Origin of the sequence: Luteimonas sp. TWI596, assembly GCF_039674105.1 — a bacterium.
Taxonomy (GTDB): Bacteria; Pseudomonadota; Gammaproteobacteria; order Xanthomonadales; family Xanthomonadaceae; genus Luteimonas.
Genome location: NZ_JBDJMU010000022.1, coordinates 1 through 15,335 on the forward strand (window position 1 = coordinate 1; position 15,335 = coordinate 15,335).

Consider the following 15,335-nt stretch of genomic DNA (forward strand, 5'->3'; position numbering starts at 1 on the left):
ATGAACGGGCGACCGCGCAAGACGCTCGGCTGGGCAACACCAGCCCAGGTGATGGAGAGGGAAATCATCGACTTCAAATCACGTGTTGCACTTGATTCTTGAGACCGCCCTCTGCACTGGCGCTCCAATGTGGTGGCTGGAATGGCGCCGCCATTCTCCGACGACTTGTCCGGCAGCATTAGTCAAGCAAGATGCCCGTGCGCGCAGAAGGCACAGGGCAGCAGGCCTGATGGCGATGGCTGCAATCTGGGCAGTGATGCTCAATATCCTTCCGGCCTCGCAACCATCCGTCATATCCGGCTTTTGGGACGCCGTTTTCACGATATGGCCAGCACTCGCGCTCTGCGCAGCGCTTTACATTTTTCGAACTACAAGCACAGATCCATGCGGGATCGAAATCCTCGGAAGATGGGCACTCCTGAGCCGAAAGATCAGGGATATCCCTGTTTCTGAAATCAGAGATCAAGCTGTCAAAGCGTTCTTCCTTCCTTTGATGGTGAGCTTCGCTTACAACTGGTCAGACACCTTCAGCATCTCCAATCAAGCCCTGGCCACATCTTGGTTCCCGCTGTCGATTGCGACCTTTTACCTGATAGATACGATATTCGGTACCGTTGGTTATATTTCGACATCACGAAGACTCGACGCCCATATACGCTCGAGCAATTCGAGCTGGATCGGGTGGAGCGCTGCACTCTCCTGTTACCCGCCGATTTTCATATGGCTACAATCGGCCGGACTCAGATACAGCGATGGATTCACATGGAATAATTGGCTATCCACCAGCCACCCAACATATTATCTGTGGGCACTAGCGATAATTACGCTCACGGCCATATATACACTTTCAACAATATCGTTTGGCATCAGATTCAGCAATCTGACGAATAGAGGAATAATCACCAGCGGCCCCTATAGATTCACAAAGCATCCGGCCTATATAAGCAAGAACATTTCTTGGTGGCTGATATCAGTCCCATTCATTCCATCCTCTGGCGCAACGACCGCAGTCTGGCACTGCATCGCGCTTCTCGCGATCAATTTCGTTTACCTCATCCGCGCAAAAACCGAGGAAAGGCATCTTGCCCGAGACCCCGCGTACCAGGATTACTGCGCATGGATAACTGCTCACGGCATTCTCCCACGAATCCATCGCGCTTTGAGACAAGAAAATAAACCCCGCTCTTAACTTTCGCCCATAAGCTCCAACACCGCTCATTTGATGGCGCGTTGCAAGGCTTTGCAACGCCCAACTCACCCCACCTCTTCCTGAACGGCCTAGGAATTTTCCTACATCAGGACGCGCGCTTTCCCGAACCAAAATTGTGATCTCCAGCGCAATACTCGCTCGCCGGGCTGATCCGGCGCAGATGGAGATCATCATGGCGGGACGCTATGTGCTGTCGCGATCCGGGGACCAGTACCACTTCGTTCTCAAAGCATCGAACGGCGAGCCCATTCTCAGCAGCGAGCGTTACACAACCAAGGCGAACGCGCTCGGCGGTATCACGTCAGTCCGCAACAACTCACCTATCGATGCCCGCTACGAGAAGCGGACTGCGGCCAACGGTCAATTCTATTTCGTTCTGAAAGCATCGAATGGCGAACCCATCGGCACCAGTGAGACCTATACCTCGTCCGCAGGGCGGGATGCGGGGATCGCATCGGTCAAGGCGCATGGTCCCGACGCCACGCTCACCGACAACACCTGAGACCGCACCGAGGAAGGCGGGCTGCACCACGATGTGTTCAGTGCAGCCCCTGCGACCGTCGGAGCCGATGGGTGAGCCTTAGACCTCGGTCCAGCGCATGCGGTCACCCATGCGCTGGGCCTGATCCACCACATCCGGCCCAAACGCTAAGCGACAGCAAATCCACCCCACCCTACGAGCGCATGTTCGAATCACCCGGACGCCGTCCGGCGCCCGGTCGCAGCAACCGACAGGGCGACTGAGATGAAACGGCTGACCTGGCTTGATTTGATCGTCATCGCGATGATGGCGCACCGCCATGCACCCGTAGCCCCTTCTGCACTCCGGTGTCTTGCGTGCGGATGATGGCGGTCTTCGCACCGTTCTCTCACGCCTCGCAATGTCGAGCATTGACTTCTCGGATCAGAACGCTCGGTATGCTGTCCGTCGATCTTGAGAGCCGATGCGCTGGAGCCGCCACCGATGAGATCTTTCTGGCTCGCCCTGTCGATCGCCGCGATCGCCGGCCTTGCGCTCTGGAGTGCTGTGTCGCTGTCGTCGGGCGGTATCGAGCCGTGGGATGCGGCCCGCTACTGGACCCTCGCCTGTCCTGCAGCGCTGCTGTTGTCGCTGGCACTCGGCATCGCGTTCCCGGTGCGTGGGTGGGTCTGGGGCGCGGTCGTCATGCTCGCGCAGCTGCCCGTGGTGATCGCGGTGTCGGGCATCGGCCCCCTGCTGGCAGCCGGCGCGGTGTATGCCGTCCTGCTCGCGCTGCCGGCGATGCTGGCGTCCGCATTCGGGGTTTGGGGCCGGCGCCGACTACTCGGAAACACCGACCGGTCGTTGCGCGATCAGCGCTAGCCACCGCCAGAACCGGGGTCAGAGTGCAATTTCGCCAGGCGAAATTGCGCTCTGACCCCGGTTCTGGCGGCGAAGCCTCATTCATACGCATCGGCATTGCCGATCGCCGAGGGGCTTGTTGGGCCGCGATGCGCCGTCGCGACGCCGGTTGCAGTAGAGTGCCCGCGTCCACCGCAGAGCGATCAGATGAGCGTCCAATCCGGCCCCAATCTCGTCGGCATCACCGGCATCGCCCGCCGCTTGGTCATGGACGGTGCCCTGGACGAGGCAGCGGCGCGCGAGGCGCTGGACAAGGCGACCGCGGCGCGACGCAATGTCGCAGGCTACCTGCGCGAACACAAGCTGGTCAGCGCTGCGCAGATGGCGGCGGCGTTGTCGGTGGAGTTCGGCATGCCGCTGTTCGACCCGGCGGCGATGGCACCGCAGGCGAGTGCGGTCAAGCTGGTCAGCGAAGAGCTGCTCAACAAGCATGCGGTGCTGCCGCTGTTCCAGCGCGGCCCGCGGCTGTTCGTGGGCACCGCCGATCCGACCAACACCCTGGCGCTGGACGACATCAAGTTCCAGACCAACCTCACGGTCGAACCGATCCTGATCGATGAGGACAGCATCCGCCGCACCTTGGAGTTGTGGCTGTCGAGTTCGGATTCGCTGGCCGGCGCGCTGGACGATGCCGAAGGCCTCGAAAGCCTGGACGTGGGCAACGACGAGGACGGCGGCCGGATCGAGAACGTCGTCGACGGCAAGGACGATGCGCCGATCGTGCGCTTCGTCAACAAGGTGCTGGTCGACGCGATCAAGCGCGGCGCTTCGGACATCCATTTCGAACCCTACGAGACCGACTACCGCGTGCGGCTGCGCGTCGACGGCATGCTCAAGCTGGCGGCCAAGGTGCCGGTCAAGCTCAACCAGCGCATCGCCGCGCGCCTGAAGGTCATGGCGCAGCTCGACATCGCCGAGAAGCGGGCGCCGCAGGACGGACGCATCAAGTTGAACCTGTCCAAGACGCGACAGATCGATTTCCGCGTGAGCACACTGCCGACGCTGTTCGGCGAGAAAGTGGTGCTGCGCATCCTCGATGCCAGCGCCGCAAAGCTGGGCATCGACAAGCTGGGCTACGAGCCGGACCAGCAGAAGCTGTTCCTCGACGCGATCCACAAGCCCTACGGCATGGTGCTGGTCACCGGTCCGACAGGCTCGGGCAAGACGGTCTCGCTGTATACGGCGCTGGGCATCCTCAACGACGAGACCCGCAACATCTCCACGGTCGAGGACCCGGTCGAGATCCGCTTGCCGGGCGTGAACCAGGTGCAGCAGAACGAGCGCCGGGGCATGACGTTCGCCGCGGCGCTGCGCGCGTTCCTGCGTCAGGACCCCGACGTGATCATGGTCGGCGAGATCCGCGACCTGGAAACGGCGGAAATCGGCATCAAGGCCGCGCAGACCGGCCACATGGTGCTCTCGACGCTGCACACCAACGATGCGCCGCAGACGATCGCGCGCCTGATGAACATGGGCATCGCGCCCTACAACATCGTCAGTTCGGTCACGCTGGTGATCGCCCAGCGGCTGGCACGGCGGCTGTGCCCGCGTTGCAAGCAGCGCGTCGTGCTGCCCGACCATGCACTGCTCACCGAGGGCTTCACCGAAGAGCAGGTCCGCGCCGGTGTGGAAATCTACGAGCCGGTCGGCTGCGACGAATGCACCAACGGCTACCGCGGACGCGTGGGCGTGTACCAGGTGATGCCGATGAGCGAGCAGATCCAGACCATCGTGCTGCAGGGCGGCAACGCGATGCAGATCGCGGAGGCCGCGCAGCGCGCCGGGGTCAAGGACCTGCGCCAGTCGGCGCTGGAGAAGGCCCGCCAGGGCCTGACCAGCCTGGCCGAGATCAACCGCGTCACCAAGGACTGATCCCCCGCCGGAGCCCCGCGGCGTCGAGCGCCTGGGGCCGGTTTTCGCTACCATGCGGCCATCCGTCCGGCGAGGGACACGCCGACCCCTGGGGAACGTTCCATGTCGACCTCACGTACCGCGGCCCGCAAGACTGTCCGCGCTTCGAACGCGACGCCGGCACAGGCCGGGGCGACGCTGCGCCTGTTTGCCTGGGAAGGCACGGACCGGCGCGGCGTCAAGATGAAGGGCGAGCAGCAATCCAAGAGCGCGAACCTGCTGCGCGCCGAGCTGCGTCGCCAGGGTATCCAGCCGACGCTGGTGCAGCCCAAGCGCCAGCCGCTGTTCGGCGGTGCAGGCAAGTCGATCTCTGCACGCGACATCGCGATCTTCAGCCGGCAGACCGCCACGATGATGAAGTCGGGCGTACCGGTGGTGCAGGCGCTGGAGATCATCGGCAACGGCCAGAAGAACCCGCGCATGAAGCAGATGGTCGACGGCATCCGCGTCGACATCGAGGGCGGCGCGTCGATCTTCGAGGCGCTGAGCAAGTATCCGGTGCAGTTCGACGAGCTCTACCGCAACCTGGTGCGCGCAGGCGAGTCGGCCGGCGCGCTGGAAACCGTGCTCGACACGATCGCCTCGTACAAGGAGAGCATCGAGTCGATCAAGGGCAAGATCAAGAAGGCGCTGTTCTATCCGGTCGCGATCATCGGGGTAGCGATCCTGGTCTGCGCGATCCTGATGGTGTTCGTCGTCCCGACCTTCCGCGAGACCTTCGAAAGCTTCGGCACCGACTTGCCTGCGTTCACCGAACTGGTGTTCGGGATCTCGGCGATCATGGTGAAGTGGTGGTGGCTGATCGCGATCGTCGTGTTCGCGTCCGCGTTCGGCTTCATGTTCGCGTTCAAGCGCTCCCCGGCGCTGCAGCACGGAGTGGACCGCACGCTGCTGCGCCTGCCGGTGGTCGGCCGGGTGCTGCACAACTCGTCGATCGCGCGCTTTGCGCGCACGCTGGGCGTGACCTTCAAGGCCGGCGTGCCGCTGGTCGAGGCGCTGGACTCGGTGTCCGGCGCGACCGGCAGTTCGGTCTACGAGCACGCGGTGCTGCGCATGCGCGACGACGTGGCCGTGGGCTACCAACTCAACATGGCGATGCGGCAGACCGCATTGTTCCCGCACATGGTGGTGCAGATGACCGCGATCGGCGAGGAGGCAGGGGCGCTGGACACGATGCTGTTCAAGGTGGCCGAATTCTACGAAGAAGAGGTCAACAACGCTGTCGATGCGATCTCGAGCCTGATCGAACCGTTCGTGATGGTCATCATCGGCACCCTGGTCGGCGCGATCGTGATCGCGATGTACCTGCCGATCTTCAAGCTCGCAATGGCGGCGACCGGCTGACCCATGGCGTTTCTCGATCACAACCCGGCCCTGGGCTATCCCCTCGCCGCCGGCCTCGGCCTGCTGGTGGGCAGCTTTCTCAACGTGGTGATCCTGCGGTTGCCGCGACGCCTGGAATGGCAGTGGAAGCGCGACAGCCGCGAGATTCTCGGCGAACCCGACCTCTACGACCCGCCGCCGCCGGGGATCGTCGTCGAACGCTCCCACTGCCCGCATTGCGGGCACCAGTTGTCGTGGTACGAGAACATCCCGGTGGTCAGCTGGCTGGCGCTGCGCGGGCGCTGCCGCAGCTGCAAGGCGCCGATCTCGGTCCAGTACCCGGCGATCGAGCTGCTGACGATGCTGCTGTTCGCGGCCTGCGTGTGGCGGTTCGGCTTCGGCTGGCAAGGCTTCGGCGCGCTGGTGCTGACCGGCTTCCTGGTCGCGTTGTCGGGCATCGATGCGCGCACGCAACTGCTGCCCGACTCGTTGACGTTGCCGTTGATGTGGCTGGGACTCATCGCCAGCCTCGACAACCTGTACATGCCGGCCAAGCCCGCGCTGCTGGGGGCGGTGGTCGGCTACGCCAGCCTCTGGTCGGTGTGGTGGCTGTTCAAGCAGGCCACCGGCAAGGAGGGCATGGGCCACGGCGACTTCAAGCTGCTGGCCGCCCTCGGCGCTTGGTGTGGCTTGGCTGGACTGCTGCCGATCATCCTGCTGTCGGCGGTGACCGGGGCGATCGTCGGCTCGATCATCCTTGCGGTCCGCGGACGCGACCGGGCCACGCCGATTCCGTTCGGGCCGTACCTGGCCGTTGCCGGCTGGGTGACCTTCATGTGGGGCCAGGACCTGACCGCGTTCTACCTGCGCGTGTCCGGCCTGCAGTAGCGCACCGCCAAGATGGTCGCGCTGGTCATCGGTCTCACCGGCGGCATCGCCTCGGGCAAGTCCGCGGCCACGGCGGCGTTCGAAGCGCGCGGCATCGTCGTCGCCGACGCCGACGTCGCGGCGCACGCGGCTGTCGCCCGCGGCAGCGAAGGCCTGGCCGAAGTGGTGGCGGCCTTCGGCACCGACGCCCTGGCCGCTGACGGCAGCCTCGATCGCGCCGCGATGCGGCGACGGATCTTCGCCGACCCCGACGCCCGCGCGCGCCTGGAGGCGATCCTCCATCCGCGCATCCGCCTTGCCCTGCGCGCCACCTGCGACGCCGCGACAGGGCCATACGCCGTCGCCGCGATCCCGCTGCTGGCCGAGGGTGGGCGCGTCCATTATCCCTGGCTCCACCGCGTGCTGGTGATCGACGTGCCGGTGGCGGTCCAACTGGCCCGCCTGCTCCGCCGCGACGGCATCGACGAGGCCTTGGCCCAGAAAATGATCGCCACCCAGGCCACCCGCGACGCCCGCCTGGCCATCGCCGACGACATCATCGTCAACGACGGCAGCCTGGCCGAACTGGACACGCGCATCGGCGACCTCGACACCCGCTATCGCGCACTCGCCGCGGCGCGTGCGGAGGGATTGGCGGCAGACTGATCATCGCTCGGTCGTGCTTGGCGCTGTGAGGGTCGCCGCGACCCACCTGCCCCCACCCGGCGCCGAGGGCGCCGGCCTCCCCCGCACGCGGGGGAGGCGACTCCAGTACGCCGCGCGCGGCCAAACCTCCCCTGCGCGGATACTGCTTTGCGCCTTCCCCCGCCCGCGGGGCATTGCGCCCTTCACGGGCGGAAGGTTGGGATGGGGGCGCTTTTCCGCGACACGCCCCGCCCCCACCCGGCGCACAGGGCGCCGGCCTCCCCCGCACGCGGGGGAGGCGACTCCAGTACGCAGCGCGCGGACAAACTTCACCCGCGCGAGTACTGCTTTGCGCCTTCCCCCGCACGCGAGGGAGGCGACTCCAGTACGCAGCGCGCGGCCAAACCTCACCTGCGCGGATACTGCTTAGCGCCTTCCCCCGCACGCGGGGCATTGCGCCCTTCATGGGCGGAAGGTTGGGATGGGGGCCGCTTCTCACGCGATGCCTGGCCAGAGGCTGCGGATCGCGGCGATGCCTTGGGCGCCGTGGCGCCGGGCGGTCTCGATGTCGGAGGGGGTCATTCCGCCGATGGCGTAGATCGGCAGCGCACTGTGTTCGCGCAGGCTGGCGAAGGCCGGCCAGCCGATGCCGGGCTGGCCGGGATGGCTGGCGGTCTCCGACACCGGGCCCAGCACGACGAAGTCGCAGGCCAGGCGCGCGGCATGGGCGAGATCGTCGGCGTCGTGGCAGGAGGCCGCGAGCGGCAGACCGGCGGCGAGCGGCCGTTGCGCATGTTCGCGCAGCGCGGCGGCCTTGAGATGCAGGCCGACGCCCGCGGCCTGCGCCAAGGCCGGCGCCCCATTGAACAACAGTTCCGCGCCGCGGCGGCGGCAGCGCGCGGCAGCCTCGGCGAGCAAACTCGCCTGCCGGTCCGGGGCGATGCCGGGCAGGCGCAGTTGCACGCGGCCGATGCCGCTGCGCAGGGCGTCGTCCAGGCTGCGTAACCAGGCGGCGTCATCGTCGCCCGGCGGTGGGGTGACGAGGTAGCGATCGGGGGCCTGCAGGGCGGCCACCACAGGCAGGTCGGCAGGCGGCATTGAGTAGCGGCCGAGCTTGTCGGGCGCGACCCAGGTTAAGGCCTGACCTTCGCGCCCCTTGGGACTGCCGTGCCACTGGGCCACGTGGCGGACGTCGAGCCGCAACCGCTTGCTGGGATAGCGCTGGGGCACCACCATCAGCGGCGCGCCGACGACGACCTGGATGCCCAGCTCCTCGTCGAGCTCGCGCGCCAGCGCCGCTTCCGGCGTCTCGCCCGGCTCGCATTTGCCGCCGGGAAACTCCCACAAGCCCGGCATGTCACGGCCCGGCGTGCGCCGGGACAGCAAGATGCGGCCGCGCTTGTCGGTGATGATCCCAGCAACGACTTCGACGACGCGCTCGCTCATGCCTGGCGGATTCGGCGGACAAGGGGTCGAGATTAGGCAGGCGACGGCGGCTTGCCAAGCGGTCGGGACGACCGGTACGGCCGGCAGCGCGTCAGCTGCGACGCCCACAAAGACCGCCGGCACGCAGGCGGATGAGGCCACGCCGCGATCGACCGGCCACCATGCGCATCAGCCGGGGCATCGCCCGCCGCTGCGAGGCGCCGATCGCCGGACGTCACGTCCGGCCCGGACGTTGCGCATCGGCCCCGCGATGGCGGGCCTGACGGATCAGCTCAGCTGACCGTGGCAGTGCTTGTACTTCTTGCCGCTGCCGCAGGGGCAGGGATCGTTGCGGCCGACCTTGGCGCCGTCGCGGACGATCTGCGCCTGCGGACCGGCAGCGGCGGCCTGGGCGGCCCGCACGTCCTCGGCTTCCTCGTCGGCACCGTAGCCACCGGCGTCGGCGTGCTGGAACTGAGCCTGGTTGAGCTTGGCCTCGACCTGGCGACGTTCCTCTTCCTCGAGCGCAGCGATCTCGTCCTCGCTGCGCACACGCACGCGTGCGAGCATGGTCACGACTTCGTGCTTGACCTTGTCGAGCATTTCGGAGAACAACTCGAACGCCTCGCGCTTGTACTCCTGCTTGGGCTGCTTCTGCGCGTAGCCGCGCAGGTGGATGCCCTGCCGCAGGTAGTCCATGCGGGCCAGGTGCTCCTTCCAGCCCTGGTCGAGCACGTTGAGCATGATGTGCTTTTCGAGCATGCGCATCGTCTCGCCGCCCAGCTGCGTCTCCTTGTCCGCGAACAGCGCATCGACCGACTGCTGCACGTGTTCGGCGATCTGCTCGGCGTCGAGCTCGTCGCGCGCCTTGGCCATCGACACCAGTTCCAGGCGCAGGCCGAACTCACGCTCGATCTCGGCCTCCAGGCCCGGCAGGTCCCACTGCTCGTCGATCGACTGCGGCGGCACATAGCGGCCGACGATGCCGGCAACGACGTCGGCGCGGATGCCGTCGACGTTCTCTTTGACGCTTTCGGCGTCCAGCAGTTCGTCGCGCTGGCCGTAGATGACCTTGCGCTGGTCGTTGTTGACGTCGTCGAAGTCGAGCAGGTTCTTGCGGATGTCGAAGTTGTGCGCCTCGACCTTGCGCTGCGCGTTGGCGATCTGGCGGGTCACCAACGGGCTTTCGATGATGTCGTCTTCCTGCAGCCCCATGCGCGCCATGACCTTCTGCACCCAGTCGGCGGCGAAGATGCGCATCAGGTTGTCTTCGAGCGACAGGTAGAAGCGCGACGACCCCGGGTCGCCCTGGCGACCGGAGCGGCCGCGCAGCTGGTTGTCGATACGCCGCGATTCGTGGCGCTCGGTGCCGATGATGTGCAGGCCGCCGGCAGCGACGACGGCGTCATGGCGCTGCTGCCACTCCGCGCGCAGGCGCGCCTTGGTGGCGTCGTCGACCGGCACGCCGGACTCGGCCTCGAGCAGCGCGAGCTCGGTCTCGAGCGAGCCACCGAGCACGATGTCGGTACCGCGGCCGGCCATGTTGGTGGCGATGGTCACCGCGCCCGGGCGGCCGGCCTGGGCGACGATCTGCGCTTCGCGCTCGTGCTGCTTGGCGTTGAGCACTTCATGCGCGATGCCTTCCTTGCGCAGGTGCTCGCTGAGCAGCTCGGAGACCTCGATCGAGGTCGTACCGACCAGCACGGGCTGTCCGCGTTCGTGCGAGGCCTGGATCTCGCGCGCAACGGCGCGGTATTTGCCGGCGCGGTTGAGGAACACGGCATCCGGCGCATCCTTGCGGATCATCGGGCGATGGGTCGGGATCACCACGACCTCCAGGCCGTAGATGCTCTCGAACTCGAAAGCTTCGGTGTCGGCCGTACCGGTCATGCCCGAGAGCTTGCCGTACATGCGGAACAGGTTCTGGAAGGTGATGCTGGCCAGCGTCTGGTTCTCGCGCTGGACCGGCACCCCTTCCTTCGCTTCGACCGCCTGGTGCAGGCCATCCGACCAGCGGCGGCCCGGCAGGGTACGGCCGGTGAATTCGTCGACGATAACGACTTCGCCGTCGCGGACGATGTAGTGGTCGTCGCGCTGGTAGATCGCGTGCGCGCGCAACCCGGCGTTGAGGTGATGCACGACGTGGATGTTCTGCGGCGCGTAGAGGCTTTCGTCCTCGCCGAGGATGCCCGCGCCGCGCAGCAGCGCTTCGGCATGTTCCTGGCCTTCCTCCGAGAGGTGGACCTGCTTGGCCTTCTCATCGACCCAGAAGTCGCCTTCGCCGTCCTCGGCTTCCTGGCGGACCAGCGACGGGACGATCCGGTTAACCTTGATGTAGAGCTCGGGGGAATCGTCGGCCGGGCCGGAGATGATGAGCGGCGTGCGCGCCTCGTCGATCAGGATCGAGTCGACCTCGTCGATGATCGCGTAATTGAGCGCGCGCTGGTAACGGTCGGCCTTCGACAGCGCCATGTTGTCGCGCAGGTAGTCGAAGCCGAACTCGTTGTTGGTGCCGTAGGTGATGTCGGCGCGGTAGGCCTCGCGCTTGGCCTCGCCGTGCGGCATGCCCGGCCAGATGACGCCGACCGACAGGCCCAGCCAGTTGTAGAGCTTGCCCATCTGTGCCGCGTCGCGGCGAGCCAGGTAGTCGTTGACGGTGACGACGTGGACGCCCTTGCCCTCGAGCGCATTGAGATACGTCGGCAGCGTGCCGACCAGGGTCTTGCCCTCGCCGGTGCGCATTTCGGCGATCTTGCCCATGTGCAGCACCATGCCGCCGATCAGCTGGACGTCGTAGGGGCGCATGCCCAGCACGCGCTTGCTGGCCTCGCGGCAGACCGCGAAGGCTTCGGGCAGCAATTTGTCGAGCGTCTCGCCGTCGGCGATGCGCTGCTTGAACTCCGGGGTCTTGGCCTGCAGGGCCTCGTCGGACAGCGCCTCCATCTGCGGCTCGAGCGCGTTGATCTTGACGACGACCTTCTCGAGCTGTTTGACGAAGCGGTCGTTGCGACTGCCGAAGACACTGGTGAGCAAGCGATTGAGCATTGGAGTACCGAAGTCTGGAATCGGAGCGCGGGACCGAGGCGGATTCCCCAGAAGCCGCAAACAGAAAAGGGCGCTAGGCGCCCTTTGATGGCAACGCGCATTGTAGCTCGGGGCGAGGAGGCGCGTTTGCAAGCCACTGGCTTGCGCGCCGACGAGCGCCGGAGCGGCTGTGCCGCGCAGGCCGGAACGAGCGGGGGCGTTTGCAAGGCATGCCTTGCGCCCCAGCGAGCGCCCGGAGCGGCTGTGCCGCGAAGGGCCGGAACGAGGAGGCGCGTTTGCAAGCCACCGGCTTGCGCGCCGATGAGCGCCGGAGCGGCTGTGCCGCGCATTCGCCCTCCCCGCGTGCGGGGGCGAGTTGCGCAACCAGACCTACCGGCACGGCCATCTGACCACCCTCCCCCGCACGCGGGGGAGGGTTGGGTGGGGGCGGCGACAGGTCGATGCGGCGTCCTTCAGCCCGCCCCGTCCAAGCCCGTGCCCCCACCCGACACCTACGGCGTCGACCTCCGGAGGTGTGGCGCCATGCGCGCATGCGAGCATCGGCGCAGCTGTGCCGCGCATTCGCCCTCCCCCGCGTGCGGGGGCGAGTTGGGCAACCAGGCCTACCGGCGCGGCCATCTGACCGCCCTCCCCCGCATGCGGGGGCGGGTTGGGCGGGGGGGGCGCCCCAATCGGTTACTGCCGGCTCACGCCCATGGCACCAAGGAACTTGCGCGGGTTCTGCACCTGCCCGTTCTCCCAGACCTCGAAGTGCACGTGGGCGCCGGTGGAACGGCCGGTCGACCCGGCCTTGGCGATCTCGTCACCGATGCGGACCAGATCGCCGACTTTCACCACGTTGCGCGAGTTGTGCGCATACCGGGTGACGTAGCCGTTGCCGTGGTCGACCTCGACGACGTTGCCGTAGCCACGGCGCACGCCCGAATAGCTGACCACGCCGTCGGCGACCGTCATCACCGGATCCCCGGTGCGCGCGTCGAAATCGATGCCCTTGTGGAACTGACCGCCGCGACCGAACGGATCGGCGCGGTACCCATAGGACGAGGTCACGAAGCTGCGGCTCACCGGCGAGCGCGACGGCAGCGCGTCGCGCTGAAGCTTGCGGTCGAGCAGCAGCGCCTCGAGTACCGAGAGCTGCTGGCCGGAATGGGTCAGGTCGCCCTCCAGCGCATCCAGGCCGCCGAGCAGCTTGCCCGCCGGCATGTCCTGGGCAGGCTCGGGTCCGCCGACACCGAGGGTCCGGTCGAAGTCGAACTCGCCGTCCTCCATGCCCGCACCGCGGGCGAGCCGGTCGCCGAGCGCGTTGAGGCGGTTGGCCTGGGCCTGCAGCTCGCCGAGCCGAGCGGCGAGCGCGTTGACTTCGCGCTGCGCCTCGCGACGGGTCTCGTCCAGGCTGCGCTCGTGGGCAGCGGCCACGTCGTGGAGGCGGGCGATCTCGGCCGAATTCATGGCCCCGGCAGCGCACATGCCGGCCGCAGCGACCACGATCGCCATCGAGACCGGCCGGCGACGGGCCAGGATGCGGGCCCTGCGGGCCACCTGTGCGGCGACGCCGCGCATATCATTCAACAAGGTTTTGACGGTCATGGTGCCAATGTCTGATTTCCGGTCCAGATCCAAGCCATCCCGCATCGGAGCCCCGACCGCCGCGCTGGACGCGGCGCTGGATGGCACGTCGGCCGATCCGATCCGCCGGGCCATGTGGCTCGACGCACTGGATCGCCGCCTCGTTCCCCTGCTGCCTCCGGCACTGGCGCCGCATGCGCGGCTGGCCAATGTCGATCGCCGCAGGCTGGTATTCCTCGTCGATTCACCCATCTGGCACGCCAGGCTGCGCCTGTCGGCCGATACGCTGCTCGACGCTGCCCGCTCCATCGGACTGGATGTCGACGACATCGTCGTCAGGACGTCGACCCAACCCCTGCGACCGGCACCGCCTGAGGCCCGCGGTGCGCTGGCCAACCCGCCGTCGGCGGTCGCACGCGACACGCTCCGCTCGGTACTGGCCTCGCTCCGACCGCCGGAAGGCGGCAAGGACGAAGGGGTGTGATCTGGATGGGTGCCGCCTGCCCCCCTTCATCGGCATCAAGGCCAAGTGAAGGAGAGGGGGCATGCTACCGGGCATCGCCCCACGGGGCGTTAACACGAAGCTAACTTTTCAGAAAGCAAAAGTTAAATAATCGTTATCGAAGGCGCCCGGGCTGAACCCAAGCGATCGCATTCCTGCGGTACGCCTGCAGCAGACGCGCCGGGGGTCGATTCGCAGATGGGCCGCCCTCCGGTCGACAAGCGCGGGGAGGCAGAGAGGCGGGCGCGGCGCGGCCGAGCGATTCAGGCAGCGACCGGGGCGCCATAGACGACGGGGGCCGCATCGTCTTCGGCAAAGCTGACGATGTCCCAGGCCGAACGGGTCTCGAGCAATGCGCGCACGAGCTTGTTGTTCAGCGCGTGTCCGGACTTGTAGCCCTTGAACAGGCCCAGGATCGGATGGCCGGCCAGGTACAGGTCGCCGACCGCGTCGAGGATCTTGTGGCGCACGAACTCATTGGCGTAGCGCAGGCCGTCGTCGTTGAGCACGCGGAACTCGTCGAGCACGATGGCGTTGTCCATCGAGCCACCGAGCCCCAGGTTGCGCTCGCGCATGTACTCCAGGTCGCGCATGAACCCGAAGGTGCGCGCACGGCTGACCTCGCGGATGTAGGCCTCGGTCGAGAACTCGACTTCGGCACGCGACTGCGCCAGCGGGATGGCCGGATGATCGAAGGCGATGGTGAAATCGAGACGGAAGCCGTCGTAGGGCTCGAACCGTGCGATTTTGTCGCCCTCGCGCACTTCGATCGGCGCCAGGATCCGAATGAAGCGCTTGGGCGCGGCCTGCTCGACCACGCCTGCGGACTGCAGCAGGAACACGAACGGGCCAGACGAACCGTCCATGATCGGCACCTCGGCCGCCGACAGCTCGACATACAGATTGTCCACGCCGAGTCCGGCGAGGGCGGACATCAGGTGTTCGACCGTCTGCACGTTGGCCGTCCCCAGGCTCAGCCCGGTACACAGCGTGGTCTCGGTGACGAGTCCGCCCTCTGCGGGGATGTCAACCACCGGGTCGAGATCGACGCGCCGGAAGACGATGCCGGTATCCGGAGCGGCCGGACGCATGGTCAGGAACACTTTCTCGCCGCTGTGCAGGCCGACGCCCGTTGCGCGGATGACGTTCTTGATGGTGCGTTGGCGGGGCATCGGGAATCCGGGGGAGAGAAGCGCCGACCGCAGACGCGGGAGGCAACCGGGCGAGATTATCACGGGGACCGCTGAACCTGAACGAAGCGATCCGAGGCGATCGAGGCCCTGCGGGACCGGGGTCGGGACTGCGCGCCGAGGCGATGCGCTGGCCGATGGACGAACAACAAACCGGCCCGCCGGGCGTACCTGGCGGGCCAAAACGGCGATCTGCGGACAACAGCGCGCCAATGCTTGCGAGGACAACACCCTGCGCGCCGCCGCACCGGACACGTGCGATGCGGGCAC

12 protein-coding genes are annotated in these 15,335 nt (G+C 66.8%); 7 read left to right on the forward strand and 5 right to left on the reverse strand.

All coding sequences use genetic code 11. From position 1 onward, the window contains the following. Window positions 1–970: 970 nt before the first annotated feature. Window positions 971–1,384 carry a hypothetical protein gene (locus ABE487_RS14665; protein ID WP_346452829.1) on the reverse strand — a complete coding sequence of 138 codons (414 nt, stop codon included), beginning with the start codon at window positions 1,382–1,384 and terminating at the stop codon, window positions 971–973. Here ABE487_RS14665 and ABE487_RS14670 point away from each other — a divergent pair. The 6 genes from ABE487_RS14670 to coaE all read left to right on the forward strand — a co-directional run bounded on the left by ABE487_RS14670 (window position 1,383) and on the right by coaE (window position 7,358). Then, window positions 1,383–1,712 carry a YegP family protein gene (locus ABE487_RS14670; RefSeq protein ID WP_346452830.1) on the forward strand — a complete coding sequence of 110 codons (330 nt, stop codon included), beginning with the start codon at window positions 1,383–1,385 and terminating at the stop codon, window positions 1,710–1,712. The genes ABE487_RS14665 and ABE487_RS14670 overlap by 2 nt on opposite strands. A gap of 462 nt (window positions 1,713–2,174) precedes the next feature. Then, window positions 2,175–2,552: a hypothetical protein gene (locus tag ABE487_RS14675; protein ID WP_346452828.1), complete on the forward strand. Its 378-nt coding sequence runs from the start codon at window positions 2,175–2,177 to the stop codon at window positions 2,550–2,552. 186 nt (window positions 2,553–2,738) lie between these two features. Next, window positions 2,739–4,463, forward strand: a complete 1,725-nt coding sequence (gene pilB / locus ABE487_RS14680) for a type IV-A pilus assembly ATPase PilB (protein ID WP_346445223.1) — start codon at window positions 2,739–2,741, stop codon at window positions 4,461–4,463. Between the two features lie 222 nt (window positions 4,464–4,685). Next, entirely contained in the window at window positions 4,686–5,846 is a 1,161-nt protein-coding gene (locus ABE487_RS14685; RefSeq protein ID WP_346445254.1) for a type II secretion system F family protein, read from the forward strand. 3 nt (window positions 5,847–5,849) lie between these two features. Then, window positions 5,850–6,713, forward strand: coding sequence for an A24 family peptidase (locus ABE487_RS14690; RefSeq protein ID WP_346445224.1), 864 nt, complete (start codon window positions 5,850–5,852; stop codon window positions 6,711–6,713). Between the two features lie 12 nt (window positions 6,714–6,725). After that, window positions 6,726–7,358 (forward strand): dephospho-CoA kinase, encoded by a 633-nt coding sequence (gene coaE, locus ABE487_RS14695; RefSeq protein WP_346452446.1) that lies wholly within the window; start codon window positions 6,726–6,728, stop codon window positions 7,356–7,358. Between the two features lie 474 nt (window positions 7,359–7,832). Here coaE and ABE487_RS14700 read toward each other — a convergent pair whose 3' ends face one another. The 3 genes from ABE487_RS14700 to ABE487_RS14710 all read right to left on the reverse strand — a co-directional run bounded on the left by ABE487_RS14700 (window position 7,833) and on the right by ABE487_RS14710 (window position 13,274). Further along, window positions 7,833–8,783: a Nudix family hydrolase gene (locus tag ABE487_RS14700; RefSeq protein ID WP_346452445.1), complete on the reverse strand. Its 951-nt coding sequence runs from the start codon at window positions 8,781–8,783 to the stop codon at window positions 7,833–7,835. A gap of 267 nt (window positions 8,784–9,050) precedes the next feature. Further along, the gene (secA, locus tag ABE487_RS14705) at window positions 9,051–11,807 is read right to left on the reverse strand and encodes a preprotein translocase subunit SecA (protein WP_346445227.1); all 2,757 of its coding nucleotides are present in this window, start codon (window positions 11,805–11,807) and stop codon (window positions 9,051–9,053) included. Window positions 11,808–12,482: 675 nt separating this feature from the next. Beyond that, entirely contained in the window at window positions 12,483–13,274 is a 792-nt protein-coding gene (locus ABE487_RS14710; protein ID WP_346452449.1) for a M23 family metallopeptidase, read from the reverse strand. Between the two features lie 127 nt (window positions 13,275–13,401). Between ABE487_RS14710 and ABE487_RS14715 the strand changes: the two genes are divergently transcribed. Next, window positions 13,402–13,857, forward strand: a complete 456-nt coding sequence (locus ABE487_RS14715; RefSeq protein ID WP_346445228.1) for a DciA family protein — start codon at window positions 13,402–13,404, stop codon at window positions 13,855–13,857. Window positions 13,858–14,138: 281 nt separating this feature from the next. Here ABE487_RS14715 and lpxC read toward each other — a convergent pair whose 3' ends face one another. Next, window positions 14,139–15,047: a UDP-3-O-acyl-N-acetylglucosamine deacetylase gene (lpxC, locus tag ABE487_RS14720; protein WP_346445229.1), complete on the reverse strand. Its 909-nt coding sequence runs from the start codon at window positions 15,045–15,047 to the stop codon at window positions 14,139–14,141. Between the last annotated feature and the right edge of the window lie 288 nt (window positions 15,048–15,335).

Coding starts and splice junctions, on each gene's coding strand:
- ABE487_RS14670 (WP_346452830.1), top strand. CDS start 1,383: ATGGCGGGACGCTATGTGCTGTCGCGATCCGGGGACCAGTACCACTTC.
- ABE487_RS14665 (WP_346452829.1), bottom strand. CDS start 1,384: ATGATGATCTCCATCTGCGCCGGATCAGCCCGGCGAGCGAGTATTGCG.
- ABE487_RS14675 (WP_346452828.1), top strand. CDS start 2,175: ATGAGATCTTTCTGGCTCGCCCTGTCGATCGCCGCGATCGCCGGCCTT.
- pilB (WP_346445223.1), top strand. CDS start 2,739: ATGAGCGTCCAATCCGGCCCCAATCTCGTCGGCATCACCGGCATCGCC.
- ABE487_RS14685 (WP_346445254.1), top strand. CDS start 4,686: ATGAAGGGCGAGCAGCAATCCAAGAGCGCGAACCTGCTGCGCGCCGAG.
- ABE487_RS14690 (WP_346445224.1), top strand. CDS start 5,850: ATGGCGTTTCTCGATCACAACCCGGCCCTGGGCTATCCCCTCGCCGCC.
- coaE (WP_346452446.1), top strand. CDS start 6,726: ATGGTCGCGCTGGTCATCGGTCTCACCGGCGGCATCGCCTCGGGCAAG.
- ABE487_RS14700 (WP_346452445.1), bottom strand. CDS start 8,783: ATGAGCGAGCGCGTCGTCGAAGTCGTTGCTGGGATCATCACCGACAAG.
- secA (WP_346445227.1), bottom strand. CDS start 11,807: ATGCTCAATCGCTTGCTCACCAGTGTCTTCGGCAGTCGCAACGACCGC.
- ABE487_RS14710 (WP_346452449.1), bottom strand. CDS start 13,274: ATGTGCGCTGCCGGGGCCATGAATTCGGCCGAGATCGCCCGCCTCCAC.
- ABE487_RS14715 (WP_346445228.1), top strand. CDS start 13,402: ATGTCTGATTTCCGGTCCAGATCCAAGCCATCCCGCATCGGAGCCCCG.
- lpxC (WP_346445229.1), bottom strand. CDS start 15,047: ATGCCCCGCCAACGCACCATCAAGAACGTCATCCGCGCAACGGGCGTC.